Source organism: Corynebacterium sp. HMSC064E10 (assembly GCF_001812505.1).
Taxonomy (GTDB): domain Bacteria; phylum Actinomycetota; class Actinomycetes; order Mycobacteriales; family Mycobacteriaceae; genus Corynebacterium; species Corynebacterium amycolatum.
On record NZ_KV809173.1, the window covers coordinates 497,967 to 519,694 of the forward strand.

At 58.2% G+C, this 21,728-nt stretch carries 15 protein-coding genes; 5 read left to right on the top strand and 10 right to left on the bottom strand.

Annotated features, from left to right (window positions below; all coding sequences use genetic code 11):
- Positions 1-91 precede the first annotated feature (91 nt).
- Complete coding sequence (locus HMPREF2860_RS04000; protein ID WP_038628524.1) at positions 92-2,458, top strand: glycogen/starch/alpha-glucan phosphorylase; 2,367 nt, start codon at positions 92-94, stop codon at positions 2,456-2,458.
- On the opposite strand, the gene ligA is transcribed toward HMPREF2860_RS04000, so the two are convergent.
- A complete protein-coding gene (gene ligA, locus HMPREF2860_RS04005; protein ID WP_141752975.1) occupies positions 2,455-4,575 on the bottom strand; it encodes an NAD-dependent DNA ligase LigA in 2,121 nt (706 codons plus the stop codon). The genes HMPREF2860_RS04000 and ligA overlap by 4 nt on opposite strands.
- A 95-nt stretch (positions 4,576-4,670) precedes the next feature.
- On the opposite strand from ligA, the gene HMPREF2860_RS04010 reads away from it, so the two are divergent.
- Complete coding sequence (locus tag HMPREF2860_RS04010) at positions 4,671-5,351, top strand: 3'-5' exonuclease (RefSeq protein ID WP_070628612.1); 681 nt, start codon at positions 4,671-4,673, stop codon at positions 5,349-5,351.
- 49 nt (positions 5,352-5,400) lie between these two features.
- Here HMPREF2860_RS04010 and HMPREF2860_RS04015 read toward each other — a convergent pair whose 3' ends face one another.
- Positions 5,401-7,611, bottom strand: coding sequence for an MMPL family transporter (locus HMPREF2860_RS04015; RefSeq protein ID WP_239392943.1), 2,211 nt, complete (start codon positions 7,609-7,611; stop codon positions 5,401-5,403).
- A gap of 183 nt (positions 7,612-7,794) precedes the next feature.
- Here HMPREF2860_RS04015 and HMPREF2860_RS04020 point away from each other — a divergent pair, with 183 nt between their 5' ends.
- Positions 7,795-8,481 carry a TetR/AcrR family transcriptional regulator gene (locus HMPREF2860_RS04020; protein ID WP_070628614.1) on the top strand — a complete coding sequence of 229 codons (687 nt, stop codon included), beginning with the start codon at positions 7,795-7,797 and terminating at the stop codon, positions 8,479-8,481.
- Here the strand turns inward: HMPREF2860_RS04020 and HMPREF2860_RS04025 are convergent.
- From HMPREF2860_RS04025 to HMPREF2860_RS04060, 8 genes are all read right to left on the bottom strand, one after another.
- On the bottom strand, positions 8,414-9,454 hold the full coding sequence (locus HMPREF2860_RS04025; RefSeq protein ID WP_049181168.1) for a uroporphyrinogen decarboxylase/cobalamine-independent methonine synthase family protein: 1,041 nt from the start codon (positions 9,452-9,454) through the stop codon (positions 8,414-8,416). The two genes, HMPREF2860_RS04020 and HMPREF2860_RS04025, sit on opposite strands and share 68 nt — an antisense overlap.
- A 27-nt stretch (positions 9,455-9,481) precedes the next feature.
- A complete protein-coding gene (gene mnmA, locus HMPREF2860_RS04030; RefSeq protein WP_038628517.1) occupies positions 9,482-10,603 on the bottom strand; it encodes a tRNA 2-thiouridine(34) synthase MnmA in 1,122 nt (373 codons plus the stop codon).
- Positions 10,604-10,732: 129 nt separating this feature from the next.
- A complete protein-coding gene (locus HMPREF2860_RS04035) occupies positions 10,733-11,929 on the bottom strand; it encodes a cysteine desulfurase family protein (RefSeq protein WP_080972857.1) in 1,197 nt (398 codons plus the stop codon).
- Positions 11,930-12,118: 189 nt separating this feature from the next.
- Positions 12,119-13,063, bottom strand: a complete 945-nt coding sequence (locus HMPREF2860_RS04040; RefSeq protein WP_038628515.1) for an electron transfer flavoprotein subunit alpha/FixB family protein — start codon at positions 13,061-13,063, stop codon at positions 12,119-12,121.
- A gap of 54 nt (positions 13,064-13,117) precedes the next feature.
- A complete protein-coding gene (locus HMPREF2860_RS04045) occupies positions 13,118-13,903 on the bottom strand; it encodes an electron transfer flavoprotein subunit beta/FixA family protein (protein ID WP_038628514.1) in 786 nt (261 codons plus the stop codon).
- 337 nt (positions 13,904-14,240) lie between these two features.
- On the bottom strand, positions 14,241-15,425 hold the full coding sequence (locus tag HMPREF2860_RS04050) for a THUMP-like domain-containing protein (RefSeq protein ID WP_070628615.1): 1,185 nt from the start codon (positions 15,423-15,425) through the stop codon (positions 14,241-14,243).
- 53 nt (positions 15,426-15,478) lie between these two features.
- Entirely contained in the window at positions 15,479-16,318 is an 840-nt protein-coding gene (locus HMPREF2860_RS04055; RefSeq protein WP_070628616.1) for an NUDIX hydrolase, read from the bottom strand.
- A 6-nt stretch (positions 16,319-16,324) separates the two neighbouring features.
- Complete coding sequence (locus HMPREF2860_RS04060; protein ID WP_070628617.1) at positions 16,325-17,161, bottom strand: ABC transporter ATP-binding protein; 837 nt, start codon at positions 17,159-17,161, stop codon at positions 16,325-16,327.
- Between the two features lie 141 nt (positions 17,162-17,302).
- Here HMPREF2860_RS04060 and HMPREF2860_RS04065 point away from each other — a divergent pair, with 141 nt between their 5' ends.
- Together HMPREF2860_RS04065 and glgB are read left to right on the top strand one after the other, a co-directional pair.
- Positions 17,303-19,333: an alpha-1,4-glucan--maltose-1-phosphate maltosyltransferase gene (locus HMPREF2860_RS04065; protein ID WP_070628618.1), complete on the top strand. Its 2,031-nt coding sequence runs from the start codon at positions 17,303-17,305 to the stop codon at positions 19,331-19,333.
- A gap of 180 nt (positions 19,334-19,513) precedes the next feature.
- Positions 19,514-21,709, top strand: a complete 2,196-nt coding sequence (gene glgB, locus HMPREF2860_RS04070; RefSeq protein WP_070628619.1) for a 1,4-alpha-glucan branching protein GlgB — start codon at positions 19,514-19,516, stop codon at positions 21,707-21,709.
- The last annotated feature ends 19 nt before the right edge of the window (positions 21,710-21,728 follow it).

Here is a 21,728-nt window from a genome sequence, read left to right on the forward strand (position 1 = left end):
CTTACCCTATGGCTCCTCCCCTATGGAGCGCAGTGATTCACGCTTAGCGGTAAAGTCTGGAAATGATACCAGTCAATAAGGAGCTTCTTTGATGTCGAACTTGAGTGACCTCGTCGGATCCCACGTTCGTGCCGAATCCGGCCGTGTCCCCCAGTCGTCCACTGAGATGGAATTCTGGTCCGGTCTGTCACGGGTTGTTGTCGATGACCTAGCGGACAACTGGCAGCGCACCACGGAGGCATACGCTGCTACCCGCCAGCAGCACTACTTCTCCGCCGAGTTCCTCATGGGTCGCGCCCTGCTGAACAACCTGCTCAATGCAGGCCTGGTGGATGAGGCCTCCGCTGCGGTGGAAAAGTACGGCAAGAATCTGACAGACGTGCTCGAGGCCGAACACGACGCCGCTCTCGGTAACGGTGGCCTGGGTCGTCTGGCCGCCTGCTTCCTGGATTCCTGTGCCACGCAGAATCTGCCGGTGACCGGTTATGGCATCCTCTACCGCTACGGTCTGTTCAAGCAGAGCTTTGAAAACGGCTTCCAGGATGAGCACCCGGATCCGTGGATGGAAGAGGGCTACCCCTTCGTCATTCGTCGCGAGGAACTGTCCAAGATTGTCACCTTTGATGACCTGGTCGTGCGCGCTGTTCCATATGACATGCCAATTACCGGCTACGGCACCGATAACGTCGGCACGCTGCGCCTGTGGCACTCGGAGCCAATGCGTGAGTTCGACTATGACGCCTTCAACTCGCAGCGTTTCACCGACGCCATTGTCGAACGGGAGCGCGTCCATGACCTGTGCCGCGTGCTCTACCCGAATGACTCGACCTATGACGGCAAGGTGCTGCGCGTTCGCCAGCAGTACTTCTTCGTCTCGGCTTCGCTGCAGACAATGATTGATTCTTACATCGAGAATCACGGCGAGGACCTGCGCGATTTCCACAAGTACAACTCCATTCAGCTCAATGACACCCACCCGGTGCTCGCGATCCCAGAGCTGATGCGTCTACTCCTGGATGAGCACGATATGAGCTGGGACGACGCCTGGAACGTCGTTTCCAACACCTTCGCCTACACCAACCACACCGTTCTGGCAGAAGCGTTGGAGACCTGGGAATACTCCATTTTTGACCGTCTCTTCGGTCGCGTTCTGGAGATCACCCGTGAGATCGACCGCCGCTTCCGCGAAGACCTGGCGGGGCGCGGCTTCGACCAGGGCAAGATTGACTACATGGCGCCGATTTCCCACGGCCGCATCCACATGGCGTGGATCGCCTGCTACGCTGCGTACTCCATCAACGGTGTGGCTGCCCTGCACACGGAAATCATTAAGCGCGAAACGTTGAAGGACTGGCACGATATCTGGCCGGAGCGCTTCAACAACAAGACCAACGGAGTCACCCCGCGCCGCTGGCTCAACCAGTGCAACCCGCGCCTGTCGGCGCTGCTGACTCGCCTGTCGGGTTCGGATGCCTGGGTCACCGACCTGGACAAGCTCGCTGAGCTCGAAAAGTTTGCTGACGACGAGGCCGTGTTGCGTGAGATTCTCGACATCAAGCACGAGAACAAGAAGGACTTCGCCACCTGGCTGGAGCACCGCCAGGGTATTTCGGTGAACCCGGACGCCATCTTCGATACCCAGATTAAGCGTCTGCACGAGTACAAGCGCCAGCTTCTCAACGCGCTCTACATCCTGGATCTCTACTACCGCATCAAGGAAGACCCAGCGCTGGACGTGCCACCGCGCGTGTTCATCTTCGGTGCCAAGGCCGCCCCAGGCTACGTTCGCGCGAAGGCCATCATTAAGTTCATCAACGCTATCGCGGACAAGATCAACAACGATCCGGACATGGACGGTCGCCTGCAGGTCGCCTTCGTTGAAAACTACAACGTCACCCCGGCAGAGCACATCATCCCAGCCACCGACGTCTCCGAGCAGATTTCCACTGCCGGTAAGGAAGCTTCGGGTACCTCGAACATGAAGTTCATGATGAATGGCGCACTGACGCTGGGCACCATGGACGGTGCAAACGTCGAAATCGTCGACGCCGCCGGCGAAGAGAACGCCTACATCTTCGGTGCGCTGGAAGAGGAACTGCCGGAGCTGCGCCGCACCTACAGCCCACGTGGCACTTACGAAACGGTGCCGGGGCTCAAGCGCGCTGTCGATTCGCTTGTCGACGGCACTTTTGATGACGGTGGCAGCGGAATGTTCCACGACCTGCACTTCTCGCTGCTAGAGTCCAACGGGTACGAGCCGGCCGACGTTTACTACGTCCTCGGCGACTTCGCTGACTACCGCGAAACCCGTGACCGCATGGCCGAGGACTACCGCGACGAGCTGGCGTGGGCCAAGAAGTGCTTCCTGAACATCATCCGTTCGGGCCGCTTCTCCTCCGACCGCACCATCCGCGATTACGCCAACGAGGTCTGGAAGCTAGAAGAGACCAAGATTTAGGCCTGACCAGTTTCCAGCAACCGCTTGAACCCATCCTCATCGAGGATGGGCAAGCCCAGTTCCTCGGCCTTTGTGGCCTTGGAGCCGGCGTTTTCGCCAACCACCACGTAGTCGGTCTTCTTCGACACCGACCCCGCGGCCTTACCACCACGGGAGATAATGGCTTCCTTCGCGCTATCGCGTGTGAAGTCCTCCAAAGAGCCGGTGACTACCACGGTCAATCCCTCTAGCACCTGGTCTGGGCGATCGGTGACCTCATCGGCCATGCGCACACCCGCAGCTTCCCAGCGCTCAACAACCTCGCGGTGCCAGTCCACCTCAAACCAATCGGCTACGGAATCGCCAATAATCTCACCGATCCCGTCAATCGCCGAAATCTCCTCACGGCTCGCAGCCCGCAGCGCCTCCATCGAGCCGAACTTCTGCGCCAAGGTCCGCGCTACCGTCGGGCCCACATGGCGAATAGACAGACTGACCAATACACGCCACAGCTCTTTATCCTTGGCTGCCTCAATATTGGCCAGCAGCTTCTTACCATTGGCATTCAGCGTTTTGCGCGAAGCCGTGGTGTAGACCTCAGTGCCGAGCAAATCTTCCTCGGTGAGGTCGAAGAGCAGGGACTCGTCGTCAAGCACGCCGCGATGAATCAAGTCGGCAGCACCCCTCTCCCCCAGGTTTTCGATATCAAATCCGGATCGGGACGCGAGGAATTCAATTCGACGACGCAGCTGACCTGGGCAGTAGCGGGTATTGGGGCAACGCCAATCGGCATCGCTGTCCTTTGCCGGAGCCAAACGAGTACCGCATTCGGGGCAGAGAGTCGGGTAAATGTACTTTCGCTCACTGCCATCTCGGAGATCGGCCACGGGGCCGAGTACCTCTGGAATCACGTCACCGGCCTTGCGGATGGTCACGCGGTCCCCGATGAGCACGCCCTTTCGGTGCACCTCGGAAGGGTTGTGTAGCGTCGCCATCTCGACGGTTGACCCGGCCACGAAGACCGGCTTCATCACGGCATAAGGCGTCGCACGACCAGTTCGGCCAATGGAGACTCGAATGTCCAGCAGGTCCGTCGTGACCTCTTCTGGCGGGTACTTATACGCAATCGCCCAGCGTGGCGCCCGCGAGGTCGCGCCCAGCGCGCGCTGCTCGGAAAGGGAGTCAACCTTGACCACAAGCCCATCCATCTCGTGGATAGCATCGTGGCGGTGCTCTCCCCAGTACTGCATCTGCTTGACGACGTCGTCCGCGGAATGAACCTGCTTTGTATACGGCGACACGTGGAAGCCCCACTCGTCCAAAGCCCGATAGGCCTCGTGTTGGGACTGCGGACGCCATCCCTCGATATGGCCAATTCCATGGCAAATCATGGACAAACGGCGCTTTGCCACTTCTGCAACGTCCTTTTGTCGCAGTGAACCCGCAGCTGCGTTACGCGGGTTCGCGAACGGCTTCTGGCCTGCGTCGACGCGGTCGGCATTGATGCGTTCGAACTCTTCCAACGAGATAAAGACTTCACCACGTACCTCGAGCACGTCGGGGATGTTCTCGCCGCTGATTTCATGCGGAATATCTTCGATGGTGCGCGCATTAGCGGTGACGTTCTCCCCCACGCGGCCGTCTCCGCGGGTGGCCGCCCGGACAAGGCGACCTTTCTCATAGACCAGGTCAATTGACAGGCCATCGATCTTCAGCTCAGTCAGGTATGTGCTGGCCGGAGTGCGGGCCAGCCAGCCGCGCAACTCCTTCTCATCGAAAACATTGTCCAAGCTGTAGAGGCGCTCGAGGTGCTCAACGGGCTCGAAAACTTCCCCGTCGGCAGGCGCTTCGACCTGTGCGCCGACCTGCTGGGTGGGACTGTCCGGCACCACCAGGTCGGGCCACTTCTCCTCTAAGTGCTGCAATTGACGGAACATCTCGTCGTACTCAGCATCGGAGATAACCGGCTGTGCGGTGTAGTACAGCGCAGCGTTTTCACGAATGCGAGTTGCTAGATCTTGCCAATTCTCCCGGACGTCCGCCGGCGCTGGTTCGGAGGCGGGGGCGCTGGAAAACGAAGACAAATCGGAGGTTGACAGGTCGGAGTTCTCATCGGTCGAGGAAGTCACGTCGCTCATTCTATGTCATTGCCCGGATGCGCCGGTCGAACTGAAATTCTCTTAATCCGTTCCTGTCACGTCAGAGAATCCGCGCTCTCCGCTACAGTTGAGACATGCATAATTTCGATCCGCGACGCATGCTCGCGTTTGATCTGGAGACTACCGGCACGGATCCTCGCACCTGCAAGATTGTCACTTCCGCATTGGTCCGGCTGACTGAGCAGGGCAAAGATTCCACCATCATGCTCGCTGATCCCGGTGTCGAAATTCCGCAAGCTGCGTCTGACGTGCATGGCATCACCACTGAAAAAGCTCGCGCGGAGGGGCGTCCGCATGATGAAGTGCTAGCGGATACCATTGCGGGTCTTCGAGCTGCCTGGCGCGATGGTCTGACCGTAGTGGCCTATAACGCGGCCTATGATCTGACGGTACTGCGCTCGCAGGATCCCAGTTTTACTGTTGACGGCCTCGTCGTCGATCCCTTTGTGCTGGATAATTACTTCGACCCGGAACGTCGTGAAAAGCGCACTTTGACTGATGTCTCCCGCCATTATCAGGTACGCCTGGACGGGGCACATGATGCCACCGAAGATGCCCTGGCGGCCGCGCGCATCGCATGGGTGATGGCGCGCCACTACCGGGAGCTAACCGAAAAATCGGGAGAAGAGCTGATGGAGCTGCAGGCCGTCGCGTACTACCAGTACAAGAAAAACCTGCAGCGTTGGCTGGCGGACAAAGGCCGCGACGTATCTAACTTCACTTTCGGGTGGCCGACCGACGTTACTGACGCTTAAGGTCGGCTCACCGTACTTGCACACGGAAGGGCTGGTTAGCCACTGCCCACTAGTGTTCGGCTGACACTATTTCTGCCTGCGGCTGTTCCTTTGCTTCGGCGAGCAACTTGCTCGGCTTTGTCGGCCACAGTGCGTTGTCGCCAATCAGTCGGACAATGGCCGGGACAATGAAGGGGCGGACCACGAAGGTGTCCAGCAAAATACCAAGTGCCAGGCCCAAACCGAACTGGTAGAGCTCACGGATTGGCTGAGTCATCAGCACTGCGAAGGTAGCAGCCAGAATCAGACCTGCCGATGAAACCACACCGCCAGTTCGGGCAACGGCAATCTTCATTGCCTCACGCATATCGTGGTGCTTCAGCTCCTGCCGCAGCCTACTCATCACAAAGATGGTGTAGTCCACCCCCAGCGCAATCAAGAACACCAGAATGTAGGCAGTCACGCGGTTACCAATTCCCTCATCTCCCTGAATATTCAGTGCAATTAGGACGGTTAGCCCCATCGTGGCGACGAACGACAGCAACAGTGTCGCTGCCAAGTACAGCGGCGCTAGTAGGGATTTGAGTAGCACTGCCAACACAATTGCCACGATGACAATCATCACTGGCACCAGCATCTTGATATCGCGATCGAGGTCAGCGCGGACGTCGCTAAGCTCAGCGGTTTCGCCCGTGGCAGTCACTGTCGTGTCTGCGGAAGCACCAGCCGTCTTCAGTGCATCGCGCACATCATTGCTGATGGGTTCCAGAGCTTCCATGGATTCTGTGATGTATGGATCCTGATTGAGCACAACAGTCATGCGTGCCGTCTCACCGTCATCGGTGACATCACGGGCAGCAACACTAATTCGGGCGATATCCGCAGAATCCTTCTTTGCCACCTCTTCAGCGGCCTGCTGCAGCTGCGGCAAGTCGAGATTCTTCCCTTCGATAAGCAAGGTAGTCGGGGCAATTTCGCCCGCACCAATATCGCGGGCCGCAATCTCCTGCCCCGCCGCCGAGTCGGTATCCACGCGGAAGCCAGTGAGGAAGTTGAAAGACTCCTTGTAATTCAAGGCACCCAGCGACATCACAATCAGCAGCGCCAGACCTGCGGCCAGAACAGCCTTTGGCTTCTTGTCGACGGTATTGGCGACCTTCGTCCACATCTTCGAGTCGACCCGCTGGAGTGCCTTGTCATATCCGCCCGGCCAGAATGCAGCCTTGCCCACCGCAATGAACAACGCCGGTAGGAACACGGCAGCAACGATGGCCATTGAAGCGACACCGATAGCGAGATACGGGCCGAAGCCTTGCAACGCGGGCGACTTGGTGAATAGCAGCGCCATCATTGCCAGGATGATGGTGCCTGCGGAGCTAGCGAGAACCTCGCCAGTACGCCCCATTGCATCCACCATTGCAGCATTACGGTCTAGCTCTTGTCCCTTTTCTCGCTGAGCAGCCAGTGCTTCACGGTAGCGGGCATTGATAATCAGCGCATAGTCAGTACCGACACCGAAGAGCAACACTGTCATAATCGATGCGGTCTGCGAGCTGATCTCAATGGCACCGGCATCTGCGAGCAACGCGCCGACGCTCTGCGCCAGCCGCATTGCGACGCCCACGGCCAACAGTGGCAGGATTGCGAGTACAGGCGAGCGATAGACCAGCAGCAGAATAACCAGCACCAAAAGGATGGTTCCGAGCATGAGCACCCGGTCACCAGAGGAAAAGACCTTCACGGTATCGGTGACGATGCCCGCTGGGCCGGTGAGGTGAGTTTCCACGTTGCCGTTTTTGTCGGCATTATCTGCAATGGCGGCGATATCCTCGCGCAGTGCATCAATGTCATCGCGGTAGGACTTCTCAGTAGCATCGCCCACCGTGGGGACAACGATGGTTACGGTCTTTCCATCCTCGCTGCGGGTTCCTTCCGGTGAACCCGGGATACACTTGCCTTCACGAAGCACCTGGCTTCCCAAGCTGGTACACACGGGGCTAATCGGCGCCCGAGTAAAACCACCGTCCCGCTCAGCTAAATCAGCGAGAACGTCGTGCGCGGCTTTCTCAGTGGTCTTTGCCGAGTCTGAGGTCAGCACTACGACGGCAGGAAGAAGATTTGGTTCTGTGGGAAATGCCTCATGGAGACGCTTCTTCGCTTCCACTGACTGCGCAGTTTCCGACGGACCGTCGCCGGAATTCGTCTTTACGTCCTCCACAGAGGGCGCTACTGCTGACAGCAGCCCCACTACCAGCAACGAAACAACGATGGTGAGCCACATGCGTCGTTTTGTGCCAAATAAAGCGGCGTTGAATCGCCGATACATGACGCGGGTGTCCTTTCTAGGTGACTATCTGCGTTTTCTTGTGGATTATCTCCAGTTCCTGAGATTATGAGAACACCGTGACTTATAAAATCAGGGGAACGAACGCTCCATTTCTTCTCAGAATCCGAGGATTTCGCCATGCCTAGAATTTCTGCGGCCACCGTTGTCGAACACCGTCGACAAGTCAATGAAAAGCTGATGGATGCCGCTAGCAGCCTGCTCGCAAAACAAACACTTAGCGACATCGAGGCACCCCTTAAGGTGGGTGAGATTGCAAAGGAAGCCGGAATTGCTCGGTCCAGTTTTTATCGCTACTACAACACTGTCGATGATCTGGTCGCAGCGTTGGTCCTACGCGACTTCCCCGAATGGAAAGCCACCGTCGGCACTTCCGTGAAAGAGGCAAAGGACCCTATTTCCGCAGCTCGCGCATTTGTCCGCACCAACATCAGTATGGCCAGCGACTCAAAGCACGCGTGGCGCACCGCTGTCTTTTCCTACCACTTTCACCAAGATGCACAGCGCGAAATCGGTGCGATTCACTCGGAACTGCATGACATTCTCGTCGTGGCAATCACTAAGCTCGACAGCCTCGCCGAATCTCAGGGCTATCTCGTCGCACGCACAATCCAAAACATTGTCAACTCCGCCGTCACTGCCGTAGAGGCACTTTCGCTTAACGACGAACAGTTGGATACCTACATTGCGTGGCATGAAGAAGCTGTGGAAGCGATATTGGTCTCCGCTACCGCGCAGGCTACAAATCCCCCGCAGCGCGACGCATCAACTCAGCTGTCTCCCGACCCGCACGAAGCTGAGCAATAGTTTCATCAATGTCGCTGTGCGCAAACCCTGACACTGGGGCAATGGAGAGTTTGCTTGCGCGGTTCTGGTGGGAATACCCCAATTCCTCCCACAACCGTGCAGCCTGCTCAGCTACTCCACGCGGAGAGCTACCGATAGCTGCTCCGGTAAACTCTTCCCGCTCCGCTACATGCACGGGCACGATGCCAAGCTGCAGCTCTATTCCCTTATCGACCGCCGCAGCAACAAAGTCCAGGTTTGCATTCGTCGAGAGTTCAGTATGCGGAATCCACAGCCCGGTAACACCGGAGTCTGCAATTGCGCTGAGCTCCACACCCTCAATTTTCTCCACGGCGATTGCGGTCTCGATTCCATCGTTAAGCAATTCGGACGTGAGACGGCGGTACTCTTCGGCGATCTCACGCGATCCGACAGCTGGAAGGTAGCCGTTGATACCAAGCATCATTGAAGGGGCGCGTACTGTCCCGCTGGCAACTGCACTGAGCATCGGCTCAACGAGAAGGACTTCCACGGCGCAATCAAAGCGACGTCGCACATCGGCAGCCTGGTCGATGAGGCCAGCAGCCAGAGATTCGGCGAAGTAGGAAACTGCACCAGGGTCTGTTGCCACTAACCTGCCACCGGCAGTTTCCACGGAAGCTGCCATAGTCCAGGGGCCAGCTGCTACCAGGCGAACCAGCTGAGGCGCCGTTTCCCACAGTTCTTCGCAGGCATCAATGTCTCGAGCGAGGAAATCACGGGCCCGGGATTGAAGCCGGCCGACTCTGTCAGCTATCTTCCAGCTGCGCGCTCCCCTATCCACGTTCAGGTCGGCCATGAGTACAGCCGTGCGGCCAATCAAATCAGCACCGAGGCCGCGCGCAGGAAGTAGCGGCAGCGCTACATGTCCGTCCAAGCATTCACCTATAATAATCTCTGCTGCTGCACGGGGATCGATACCCGGCATGGGGCCTAAGCCGACAAAAGATGTCACGGTAAACGCGCTCTCCTGAATGAGGAATTAACAAGTAGCAATAATCGTGCCAGAACCGAGCACATAGTCTCCGGCCGGATCAGCGTGATACAGCACCGCCGCCTGGCCTGGAGCGATACCGCGAAGCGGCTCGGAGAGCTTTAGCTCAAAAGCACCACCTCGGCCGGTGAGTGCATCCTCTGGACCTGCCTTAACGTCGACAGTGCAGTCCACAGGCTGACCGTGGGCACGTACCTGCACCTGTAGTTTCCCTGCATCTGCCGCTGCCACAACCTCCGAAGGCTCAACCAACCAAATAGCTCGGTCCGCCTGCAGCACATTGACCTTCAGATCTTCGGCAGTGCCAATGGTCACCGTTGCGGTATCCGCATCGATTCCAGTGACATAGCGTGGCTTGCCGTCAGCCATAGGCCCGGGCAGGCCAATGCCTTTGCGCTGGCCGATGGTGAACCCATAAACACCATCGTGCTCAGCGACGGTATCGCCGCTCTCCTTATCAACGATAAGGCCCGGCCGACGCCCAATTTTAGCGCCCAGAAAAGCCTGGGTATTCCCATCCGGAATGAAACAAATATCGTAAGAATCTGGCTTATTTGCCGTGCCCAGCCCCATATCGCGCGCTTCTTCGCGGATCTCGGGCTTTTCAGTATCGCCGACCGGGAAAAGGGAGTGGTTGAGTTGCTCACGGTCGAGCACTCCAAGGACGTAGGACTGATCCTTTTTCATATCGCGGCCACGGCGCAACAGACCATCGTCGCCAAGCAAAGCGTAGTGACCAGTCACCACCGCGTCGAAGCCGAGCGCCAGACCGCGTTCCAACAGGGCTGCGAACTTAATCCGTTCGTTGCAGCGCAGGCAGGGGTTGGGGGTTTCGCCACGTTCGTATGAGTCGTAGAAGTCGTCCATGACCTCTTCTTTGAAGCGCTCGGAGAAGTCCCATACATAGAACGGAATCCCCAATTCGTCGCATACCCGTCGCGCGTCGCCGGAGTCTTCCAGTGAACAGCAACCCCGGGAGCCAGCGCGAACGGACTGCGGATCCTTCGACAGGGCTAAGTGCACACCCACAACCTCGTGTCCTGCTGCCAATGCGCGAGCAGCTGCCACCGAAGAATCGACGCCACCACTCATAGCCGCCAAAACACGCATAGTGAATCCTTTCTGTGATTTGTACACCTAGTTTTGCCACCGTTGGAAAGCTCGTGTCACCGTACCATCGTTGAGCGGACCTGTAGTGATCCGCCGTAGTGGCCCCGCGCCCGTGAGACCAAACAACTACTACGCCATGCCGGCCTTGCGTGCTCGCATCACTGTTTCGGGCAGTGCTGCGATAACGGCATCGACATCGTCCTGCGTCGAGGTCCACCCCAGCGTAAAGCGGATGGCAGAACGCGCCTCGGGCTCACTCACGCCCATGGCTGAGAGCACATGAGAAGGACGATTAACGCCTGCACTACATGCCGAACCGGTCGAGCAATCGATACCAGCAGCGTCGAAAAGCATAATGAGGCTATCTGCTTCTGCACCGGGAAAACTGGCATATACGTGACCAGCTAATGCCGGCTGAGTTGTGTGCACGATTGCACCGTCAATGCCGGCAATCGCATGAGTCAGCTGTTCAGTGAGATTCTTGACCCGGTCATGTTCGGCTTGCATGTCAGAGACCGCCGCGCGCAAACCGGCCGCCATCCCCGCTGCCGATGCAACATCCTGGGTACCGGAACGCAATCCGCGCTCCTGGCCACCACCGTTGTTGTGGGGACATAGCGTTATATCCCGGCGCACTAATAACGCTCCGATGCCGCGGGGTCCGCCAAACTTATGGGCTGAGATTGCCATCGTCGCGGCACCCGAAGAATGAAAATCGATAGGCACATGACCAGCGGCCTGCACAGCGTCAATGTGGAAAGGAACCCGCGTTTTTCTAGCGAGCGCTGAAATCTCACTAATCGGTTGTACAGCCCCTGTTTCATTGTTGGCCCACATACAAGTCACCAGTGCAGTGGAGTTTCTGTCCAGCGTGGGAAAGGCTTGTAAATCCACCCTTCCCGTAGAGTCCACCGGGGCAGGGACAATTCGCGCCCAGTGTTCCTTCTCCAAATGACGACAGGTCTTCAACACTGCGTCGTGTTCAATTGGGGGAACCACAATGTCTGAACCTGTCGCCTTGAAGTACAAGCCGGAAACTGCCAGATTGTCAGCCTCCGTGCCTCCAGAGGTAAAAACTACCTCAATAGGGTCGGCACCAAGCAGCTCCGCTATTTCTTCGCGCGACTCCTCCAGAACTTTCTTAGCAACGCGAGCGGTAGTGTACTGCCCCGATGGGTTGGTCAAACCCAAGTTATCGACCATTGCCGTGCGTGCTTCTGGGCGCAGTGGTGTGGTGGCGGCATGATCCACAAAGTGGCGCGTCTTCGCAGAAGAATTCACGCCACTCTTTTTACGCGGAGCGGCAACATTGCGGTCATTAGACATGCAGGCAGTATAACGCCGGGCACGCCTAAAACTCACTACGCACCATCACCGAGGTCCTCTCACCACATCGGGTGAGATCAGTGGCGAATAAAAACCGTCCCATATAAAAACGCTCGGGGCGGGAACAGACGTGGAAATCTGTGCCCACCCCGAGCGGGTAGTTGCTAGCAGCCTTACGGCAAGTGCGTATTACTTCAGGTTCTCGATAGCCTGCGGGACAACGTCGAACAGGTCACCGACGACACCGAAGTCAGCAATCTCAAACAGCGGAGCCTCTTCGTCCTTGTTGACCACGACGATGGTCTTGGAGGTCTGCATACCGGCCTTGTGCTGAATTGCACCGGAGATACCCAGAGCAAGGTAGAGGTCCGGGGAAACGGTCTTACCGGTCTGGCCGACCTGGAACTGGCCCGGGTAGTAGCCAGCGTCAACAGCGGCACGGGAAGCACCAACAGCAGCGCCGAGAACGTCTGCCAGCGGCTCCACAACGTTCTTGAAGCCATCCTCGGATGCGACACCGCGGCCACCGGAAACAACCAGCTTAGCCTCGGTCAGCTCCGGACGGTCGCCGCCCTCAGCCGGTGCGAAGGAAACGATTTCGACAGCGTTGTTGCCGATCTCCGGGAATGCAATCTCAGTGACGTCAGCGGAACCGGACTTCTCCTCCGGGTCAACGGAACCCGGGCGCAGAGCGTAGACCGGGGATGCGCCGTAGCCGACACCGTCGACGATGTACTCGCCACCGAAGATGGAGTACTTAACGGAAGCGTCGTCGTTGATGGCAACAACGTCGGACAGCAGACCGGAACCGGTCAGTGCTGCAACGCGGCCAGCGATTTCCTTGCCGGTTGCGGAAGCGGAAACCAGCACCGGAACCTCACGCTCGGAGGCCAGGCCGACGAGAACGTCAACCTCAGGGGTGATCAGGTACTTAGCGGCATCGTCCGACTCAGCAGCGAGAATCTCGCCAGCGCCGTAGGAAGCCAGGGTCTCTGCAAAGCCAGCAGCGGTACCCGGGGTGCCCACGACAACTGCGGCCGGGGTACCGAATGCGGAAGCAGCAGTCAGCAGTTCAGCGGTGGTGTTCTTCAGCTCGCCATTTGCGTGCTCGACGAGAACGAGGACGTCGGTCATAGTGATCTTTCTCCTACTTGTATCTCTATTTGTCTTCTATTCGCGTCAAGCGCCTTAGATGAACTTCTGGGCCTTGAGGTACTCGGCCAGCTTGGCGCCGCCGTCTCCCTCATCGTTAATGCGCTCACCAGCGGTCTTAGCAGGCTTCGGAGTGGAGCCAGTGACACCGGTAGCAGCGTTTTCGAGACCAACCTGCTCTGCCTCAGCAGCAACATCGTCCAGGGTCAGCTCGGTGACCGGCTTCTTCTTAGCGGCCATGATGCCCTTGAAGGATGCGAAGCGCGGGCTGTTTGCCTTCTCAGTGACGGAGACGACTGCCGGCAGGGATGCCTTGAGCTGGTAGATGCCGTCTTCAACCTCGCGCTCACCTGTGATGGAGTCACCCTCGATAGCCACAGAGCGCAGGTGAGTCAGAACCGGGAGGTCGCGGTAGACACCGAGGACAGCCGGGACGGAACCGGTGCCGCCGTCAGTGGAGGCGTTACCGGTGATGATGAGGTCAACATCCTCGAGGGTGTCAATGATATTGGACAGAGCCCATGCAGTCTGGACTGCGTCAGAGCCCTCAAGTGCGTCGTCCGAAAGAATGACGGCGTCGTCAGCACCCATGGACAGAGCCTTGCGCAGTGCCTCGATGGCACGATCCGGGCCAACAGTTGCGACGGTAACGTTACCGCCGTGTTCTTCCTTCAGCTGCAGGGCAGCCTCAACAGCGTTCTCATTAATTTCGTCGAGAACTGCGTCTGCAGACTCACGATCGAGGACAAACTTGTCGTCGGTGAGCTTACGCTCGGACCAGGTGTCCGGAACCTGCTTGACCAGAACCACAATGTTCGGCATTTTTCTGTCGTCCTTACTGGTTGATTACTGGTGAACGTTTATCTGACCTTACTTCGCAAGCCACCTCACAATAAAGTGAACCAGGCCACGCTCTAGGTCGTCTGTGTTGAAGATAACAGAACCTGTCGGGAATGCGAAGGTGATCCAGATAACAATGTCGTTATTTTTTTAAATTTTTTCTCACGCCACGAGCCCACCCCACCCGCTAACATGCCATTTCCGCATGTCAGAGGTTAATAATACGCAACCGATCGCAGTTGTCTCCGTGGTATTCGCCAACAGCAAACACCGATCCCCAACAGGCTACCCCCACCAATTCTCCGTCGTAACGCGGTCCTTAACCGACCTCTCGAGGCTCACAGATAAACGCCGTCGCGCTCCGCCCAATACGCGTGATCACCACCGCCAATGCCCTGGCACCTTTCAGCTTCCACTGCTTGCGCAACACGTCAGGGTTCACGTCCACACCGCGCACGAGAATCTCCGCCGCCCCGCAATCCAACGCCGCCAGCGCCTTGCGAACCTGCTTCAAACTCACTTGCTCAATAACTTCAAACCCGGCAATGCCCTGTGGCAACGCATCACCGCTAAGATGCGCAATCCGTTCATCGAGCTGCCACAGCCCATGTGCCGCCGCAAAATGCCGCACCAGCCCGGCGCGCACGATTGCTCCGTCCGGGTCAATGATGTACCGACCGGCCGCCCGTACGTCGATGTCGTCAGGCATGGTGTCGTCGTATGTCTGCACGTTCACCGCCGACAACTCTAACGGCCTGTGCTTATCGACGGTCTGGACAACCATCGCCGACCGCGTTACGGATTGCCCCTCGGTAACTCTGACCAGCCCCGGCGTATATAGACACGCCTCCTTGACCGCACCGTCAACCGAAGTGACAGCTACTTCCCCGCTCCACTCGCTGAAGTCGAGCCCCGGCGCGCATTTGATAGCTAGTTCTCTATCTGGCCAGGCGGCTATGAGCGCCGGCAGCGACGGGAGCAAATCCTCCGGGTTGGTGATCCTACGCCCACCGGAACGGCGTGCAGGGTCAGCGACAATGACAGGTACGTCAAAGGCCGGTTGCAAAGCATCGGCCTGCGCGAAGATGTTCTTGCCGACGTTATGCCGCGCCATGTCCAGCCGTGCAAGGTCGAGATCAGACCCGACAACGGTCAGACCCTCGTGGTCAATCGCTGCCACTTCAGTACCAATGGAGCAGGTCACATCGGCCACTGCTTCGACACCGAGATGCGAAAGCCTACGAGCGCGAGCCAGCGCGACGACAAAGGGCGTGGCCTGTTGCGCTGCTTCGGAAGAGAAAATCCAGTCCCCTGGCAGTTTGCTGACCGCCGAACGCCGAGCTGTTGCGACTTCAATGACCGCGCGACCAAACTCGCCACAGTGCCCGCGTAGATGCGCGGAGTCTGCAATCAGAGACTTTTTAGTAAGCGCGAGTTGGTCGGCCTCATCTAGCCACTCCGGGTGAGCCGCAACAGCGGCCACCTCTGCAGCGGACAGGGACACTCGTTATCTCCTTCCAATTAGGGGTTAGCCGATTAGCGGGGTTGAGTAGTCGATTAACGGTTCATACCTTTTCGCAAATGCCCCATGTGGGTGGCAACGGCAAAGTACTCATCCATAAAAGGTTCCCCGAGGAAGTCACTACTGGTGCGTCGCACCGGAGTGTTTCTAGCTGCCTCGAGAGCCTCCGCCACAGTACTGACACCGTCCAAGCGAGTCAGTTGCGCCCAGGTCGGAGGCATGAGGCCAAGTAACCCACGGCGCCATCCATCCAAAATCGTAGTCGGGCGGAACCAACCCGAAGATGACGCCTCAGAGGTGTCACCGTCGGCCCTTTGACCGTCGGGAAGCGCGGCGAGGAAGAAATAGGTGTCGTAGCGAATGGGGTTGGACTCGGGTGTCACCCAGTTAGCCCAAGGACTGACGAGTTCGGCATCGAGCACCAGATTTTCATTGCTAAGGAAATCCGTCAATGACAACTCGTGGGCTTCCAACTGTCGTCGCTGACGGTGGAAGCAGTGGCCATCTGCGACAATCTCACCGCCAGCATCGCGAACCAACAGAGTGCCTGTTTCCTCAAAGGTCTCACGCACGGCCGCGCAGGTGAGCGCGTGCGCCCGCGCGCGGTCGACGTTAAAAGCCTGTGCAATCCGCGACTCGGGGTCGGCTTCCGACGGCTCGGTCACGGTCATGCCCTCATTTGCGACAGCGGGGAAATCACGTCGGTCTACTCCACCGCCGGGAAACACGGTCATATTGGCCGCAAAGCGCATTGAGGGTACACGTTCTTGAACGTAGACCTCGAGCCCGCAGTGGGTGTCACGGAGCAGCAATACAGTCGCTGCCAGTTTCGGCGACGCGGGCGTATTCGGAGTTTCAGGTGTCGGAACCGCCATGAGCGTCTACTTCTTCCGGTGCTTTCCAGCAGGCCGTGCCCGGCGCGCAAAGTAGCGATCATCGATGCGATCGACGACGATTTCCTGGTGGAAAGCCTTGGTCAGGTTCTCACTGGTCAGGACGTCGTCAATAAGCCCCTGTGCAATGACATTGCCTTCGTCAAGGAGCATCGCATGGGTGAAGCCGTACGGAATCTCTTCCGGGTGGTGCGTAATCATCACCATCGCCGGCGCATCCGGGTCGAGCGCGAGTTCGCCTAAGTAACCGACCAGGTCTTCACGACCGCCCAGGTCGAGCCCAGCGCCCGGCTCGTCGAGAAGCAGCAATTCAGGGTTGACCATCATGGCTCGTGCGATGAGCACGCGCTTTCGCTCTCCCTCACTGAGAGTTCCCCAGGTGCGGTCGGCAAGATGCTCAGCTCCCATGCGCTCGAGAATCTCGGAGAGCTGTTCGAAATCCATCTTTTCATAGGTCTCACGCCAGCGGCCCAAGACGGAGTAACTGGCGGAAATAACAAGGTCCGCGACCTTTTCATCATTGGGTATGCGGTGAGCAATCGACGACGACGTCAAACCGATCATGGTGCGCAAATCACGCATGTCGGTGCGACCAATCTGCTCTCCCATCACATGGGCCACCCCTGAAGACGGGAACTCCTCCGCTGCGGCAATGCGCATTAAAGAAGTCTTGCCTGCACCGTTCGGCCCCATGATGACCCAGCGCTCGTCAAGTTCTACTTGCCAATCCACCGGCCCGACCAGCGTACGGCCACCACGGATGAGGTGTACGTCGCGAAAGTCGATTAACAAATCTTCGTTAAAGTCTTCTTCCAATTCAGCCACACATCCATGGTGCCCTAACTTTGCCCAAATGTGCGCTCGGACATTCTCATCTATCCTCGGTAGAGAGCAAATCGAGTTCACTCGAGATGGTTTTTGCTTCGATTTTCACCTAGCTCGCCGACAATTAGGAGAACGTCTTTTATGACTGGTCGAATCGGTATTGATGACATCCGTCCTCAAATCAACGGTGGTGCAACTCCATCGAAGGCCGTAGTGGGTGAAGTCGTCCCAACCTTCGCCGTCATTTGGCGAGAAGGCCACGACGCGATGAACGCTACGCTCAACGTTAAGGGGCCGAAGGAATCAGCTTTTGCTTCCCGCTCACAGCGCATTCCAATGCACTTTTCTGACCACGATCCAAATCAGGTCAATGCCACCTTCGTCCCAGACGTCCCCGGACTGTGGACCATTCGCATTGATGCCTGGTCAGACCCGATGGCAACATGGCGCAACGCTATCACCAAGAAGTTCGAGGCCGGTCAGAGCGAAGCTGAGCTTTCTAATGATCTAGAAATTGGTGCCGCTCTCTTCGACCGCGCCGCCGCTGGTGCCGCTGCTATCCACCGCAACCACCTACGTTCCATCGCCGCAGGTCTGCGCGGCGACGGCGATCTTCGCGCCCGCATCGCAGCCGCGCTTTCCGACGAGACCCGCGCCATTTTGCAGGCGCACCCGGTACGCGACCTATTGACCCGCGGAAAGACCCGCAAGATCAAGGTTGACCGCCGCGAAGCCCTGTACTCCTCTTGGTACGAGTTCTTCCCCCGTTCTAACGGTGGTTACGGCGAAAACGGCGAGCTGCTGCACGGCACGTTCAAGACCGCGGTTGCACAGCTTGATCGCGCACAGCGCATGGGCTTCGACACGGTCTATCTGCCACCGATTCATCCAATCGGTGAAATCAACCGCAAGGGTCGCAACAACACCCTGACCCCGGAACCGGGCGATGTCGGTTCTCCGTGGGCTATCGGCTCCGCAGAAGGTGGCCACGACGCCATCCACCCGAGCCTCGGTGACGAAAAGGACTTCAAGGAGTTCATCAAGGCTGCTAAGGAGCGCGATCTAGAGGTCGCTATCGACCTAGCGCTGCAGTGTGCACCGGACCACCCGTGGGCTAAGGCTCACCCGGAGTGGTTCACTGTGCTGCCGGACGGCACCATTGCCTACGCCGAGAATCCGCCGAAGAAGTACCAGGACATCTACCCGCTGAACTTCGACAACGATGCCAAGGGCCTGTACGCAGAGGTTCTGCGTGTAGTGAAGTTTTGGGTCAAGCGTGGAGTCAAGGTCTTCCGCGTGGACAACCCCCACACCAAGCCGGGCAACTTCTGGGAATGGCTGATTGAAACGGTTCACGAAACCAACCCGGAGGTCATCTTCCTCGCCGAGGCCTTCACTGCCCCGGCCCGTCTCTACGGCCTGGCCAAAGCTGGCTTCACTCAGTCCTACATCTACTTCCCGTGGAAGACTACGAAGGAAGAGCTGACCGAATTCGGCGAGGAGATTACCCGCCATGCGGACATCGCTCGCCCATCCCTATGGGTTAATACCCCAGATATTCTGCATGATTTCCTGGTCAAGGGCGGCCGTGGCGCCTTCGCTATCCGCGCCGCGCTGGCTTCAACCCTTTCTCCGCTGTGGGGCATGTACTCCGGCTTCGAGCTGTTTGAAAATGTCCCGGTCAAGGAGGGCTCCGAGGAGTACCTCGACAGCGAGAAGTACCAGCTCCGCAGCCGCGACTACGACCAGGCACTGGCGACCGGCAACTCGCTGGAACCGTTCATTGCCACGCTGAACAAGATTCGCCGGGAGCACCCGGCTCTGCAGCAGCTGCGCAACCTGCACTTCCACGACATCGACAATGACAACCTGCTGGCTTACTCGAAGCACGATCCGGTCACCGGCGATGCCATCCTCGTTGTTCTCAACCTCGATCCATGGAATGCCCAGGAAGCTACCGTGCACCTCGACATGGATCGCATTGGGCTCCGCAACCACGACCGCATGGATGTCACTGACCTGATTACCGGCAACCAGTTCAACTGGGGCAAGGACAACTACGTCCGCCTGGCACCGTGGGAAAACGTCGCGCACATCATCAAGCTGCCGGAAATCGATGTCAAGCTCCGCCACAAGTTGGCTTGGCGCAACGTCCCCGACTACGAGGGCTAAAACGCTTGCTGGGAACTTTCGGGGTTAGTGGGCCGCTGACCTGGCCACTGTCGCAACGATTCGTCGTTAGGCTGGCAGGTGAGTTAGCAGCCCACTGTCCCCTACCTCCCTCTATTTCTTTAGCACTGAACTCAACAACTTCACATTCACCTACCTAGAAACGCTTCGGAAGGACCTTCCATGGGAGCCCACACAGATCCCCGCCTCGCAATTGATTCTGGCGATATGGATCGCCTGCGCTACTGCACCCATCACGATCCGCACAGCATCTACGGCGCACACGTCGTGGACGGTGACACGGTAATTCGCACGAGGGTCTTCGGCGCTCAGACAGTTACTATCGTCAGCACTCGCGGCGAATTTGAGGCGGAAAACCTGGGCGACGGTTTCTTTACCGCCCTCGTCCCAGGCGGCGATGACTTCGACTACCGCCTGCGTATTACGTGGGACTCCGGCGAAACCGTAGAGCGTGCCGACGGCTACCGTTTCCTCCCCACTATTGGCGCTGGTGACCTGCACCTAATCGGCGAGGGACGTCATGAGGAACTGTGGAAGGTCCTCGGTGCTCACCTTCGCAGTTACGACACCGAGCTGGGTACGGTCGAAGGCACCTCGTTTACGGTCTGGGCTCCGAACGCACGCGGCGTCGCCGTGGTCGGTGACTTCTGTATGTGGAACGGTGCGCAGTACCCAATGCGCTCTATGGGTGGCGCAGGTATCTGGGAACTGTTCATCCCGGGTGTTGGTGAGGGCGATGTCTACAAGTTCGCCATCACAACACCGGAGGGACAGCGCCGCGATAAGGCCGACCCGATGGCGCGTGCTGCGGAACTGCCACCAGCTACCGGATCGATCGTTGCGACCTCCGACTACACCTGGGGCGACCAAGCGTGGATGGAAAAGCGCGCTAACACAGACTGGGCCGAAGAGCCCATCTCTATCTACGAGGTCCACTTGGGTTCCTGGAAACAGGGCCTGAGCTACGAGGTTATGGCGGAGAAGCTGGTGCGCTACGTGGTCGACATGGGCTACACCCATGTGGAATTCATGCCAGTATGTGAGCACCCGTTCACCGGTTCCTGGGGTTATCAGGTTTCCGGCTACTACGCTCCGACCAGCCGCTACGGCACCCCAGATCAGTTCCGCGGTCTTGTTGATGCCTTCCACGCCGCTGGCATCGGTGTCATCATGGACTGGGTTCCGGGGCACTTCCCGAAGGACGAGTTCGCACTTGCCCGCTTCGATGGCACGGCTTGCTACGAGCACCCGGACTGGCGCCGCGGCGAGCAGCGCGACTGGGGCACCTACGTTTTCGACTTCGGCCGCAACGAGGTACGCAACTTCCTCTATGCCAACGCACTGTACTGGGCGGAAGAGTTCCACATCGACGGTCTGCGCGTCGACGCAGTGGCTTCCATGCTGTACCTGGACTACTCCCGCAATGAAGGCGAGTGGCTGCCGAACCAGTACGGTGGCCGTGAAAACCTCGATGCTGTTCAGTTCCTGCAGGAATTCAACGCCACTGTACACAAGCACAACCCGGGCTTCCTCACCGTGGCCGAAGAATCTACTTCCTGGCCGGGTGTGACCGCACCTACCGAACACGGTGGCTTGGGCTTCTCTATGAAGTGGAACATGGGCTGGATGAATGACACGCTGGAGTACTTCAGCAAGGAGCCGATTTACCGCTCCTACCACCACCATGAGCTCACCTTCGCTATGGTCTACGCTTACTCGGAAGAGTTCATTCTGCCGATTAGCCACGACGAGGTCGTGCACGGCAAGGGCTCGCTGTGGGAGCGCATGCCGGGCGGTGACTGGGATAAGGCCGCAGGCCTACGTACTTTCCTGGCCTTCATGTGGGCGCACCCGGGCAAGCAGCTTCTATTCCAGGGTCAGGATCTTGGCCAGAACCACGAGTGGAACCACGATGAGTCCGTGGCTTGGGACAACCTCGAAGGTTGGGGCGGCGAATTCCACCGCGGCATTCAGCTTCTGGTTAAGGACATCAACGCCATCTACAAGGAAAACCCGGCGTTCTACACCCAGGATGACCGCCCAGAGGGATTCCAGTGGATTAACGCGGATGATTCCACAAACAATGTTGTGTCCTTTGTCCGTTACGGCACCGATGGCTCGGTCGTCGCCTGCGTCTATAACCTGTCGGGAACCACGCAGGAAATCTACAAGATTGGCGTACCGCGCGGTGGTCAATGGACGGAGATTCTGAACACAAATGCATCACGTTACGAGGGCTCCGGCTACGGTGAAAACGGTACGGTAACCGCGGTCGAGCACGGTTGGAACGGCCAGGCTCACTCGATTGATTTGGTACTGCCGGCCAACACCGCCGTTTGGCTGAAGTGGCAGGGCTAATCCCGAATCCACCCGAATA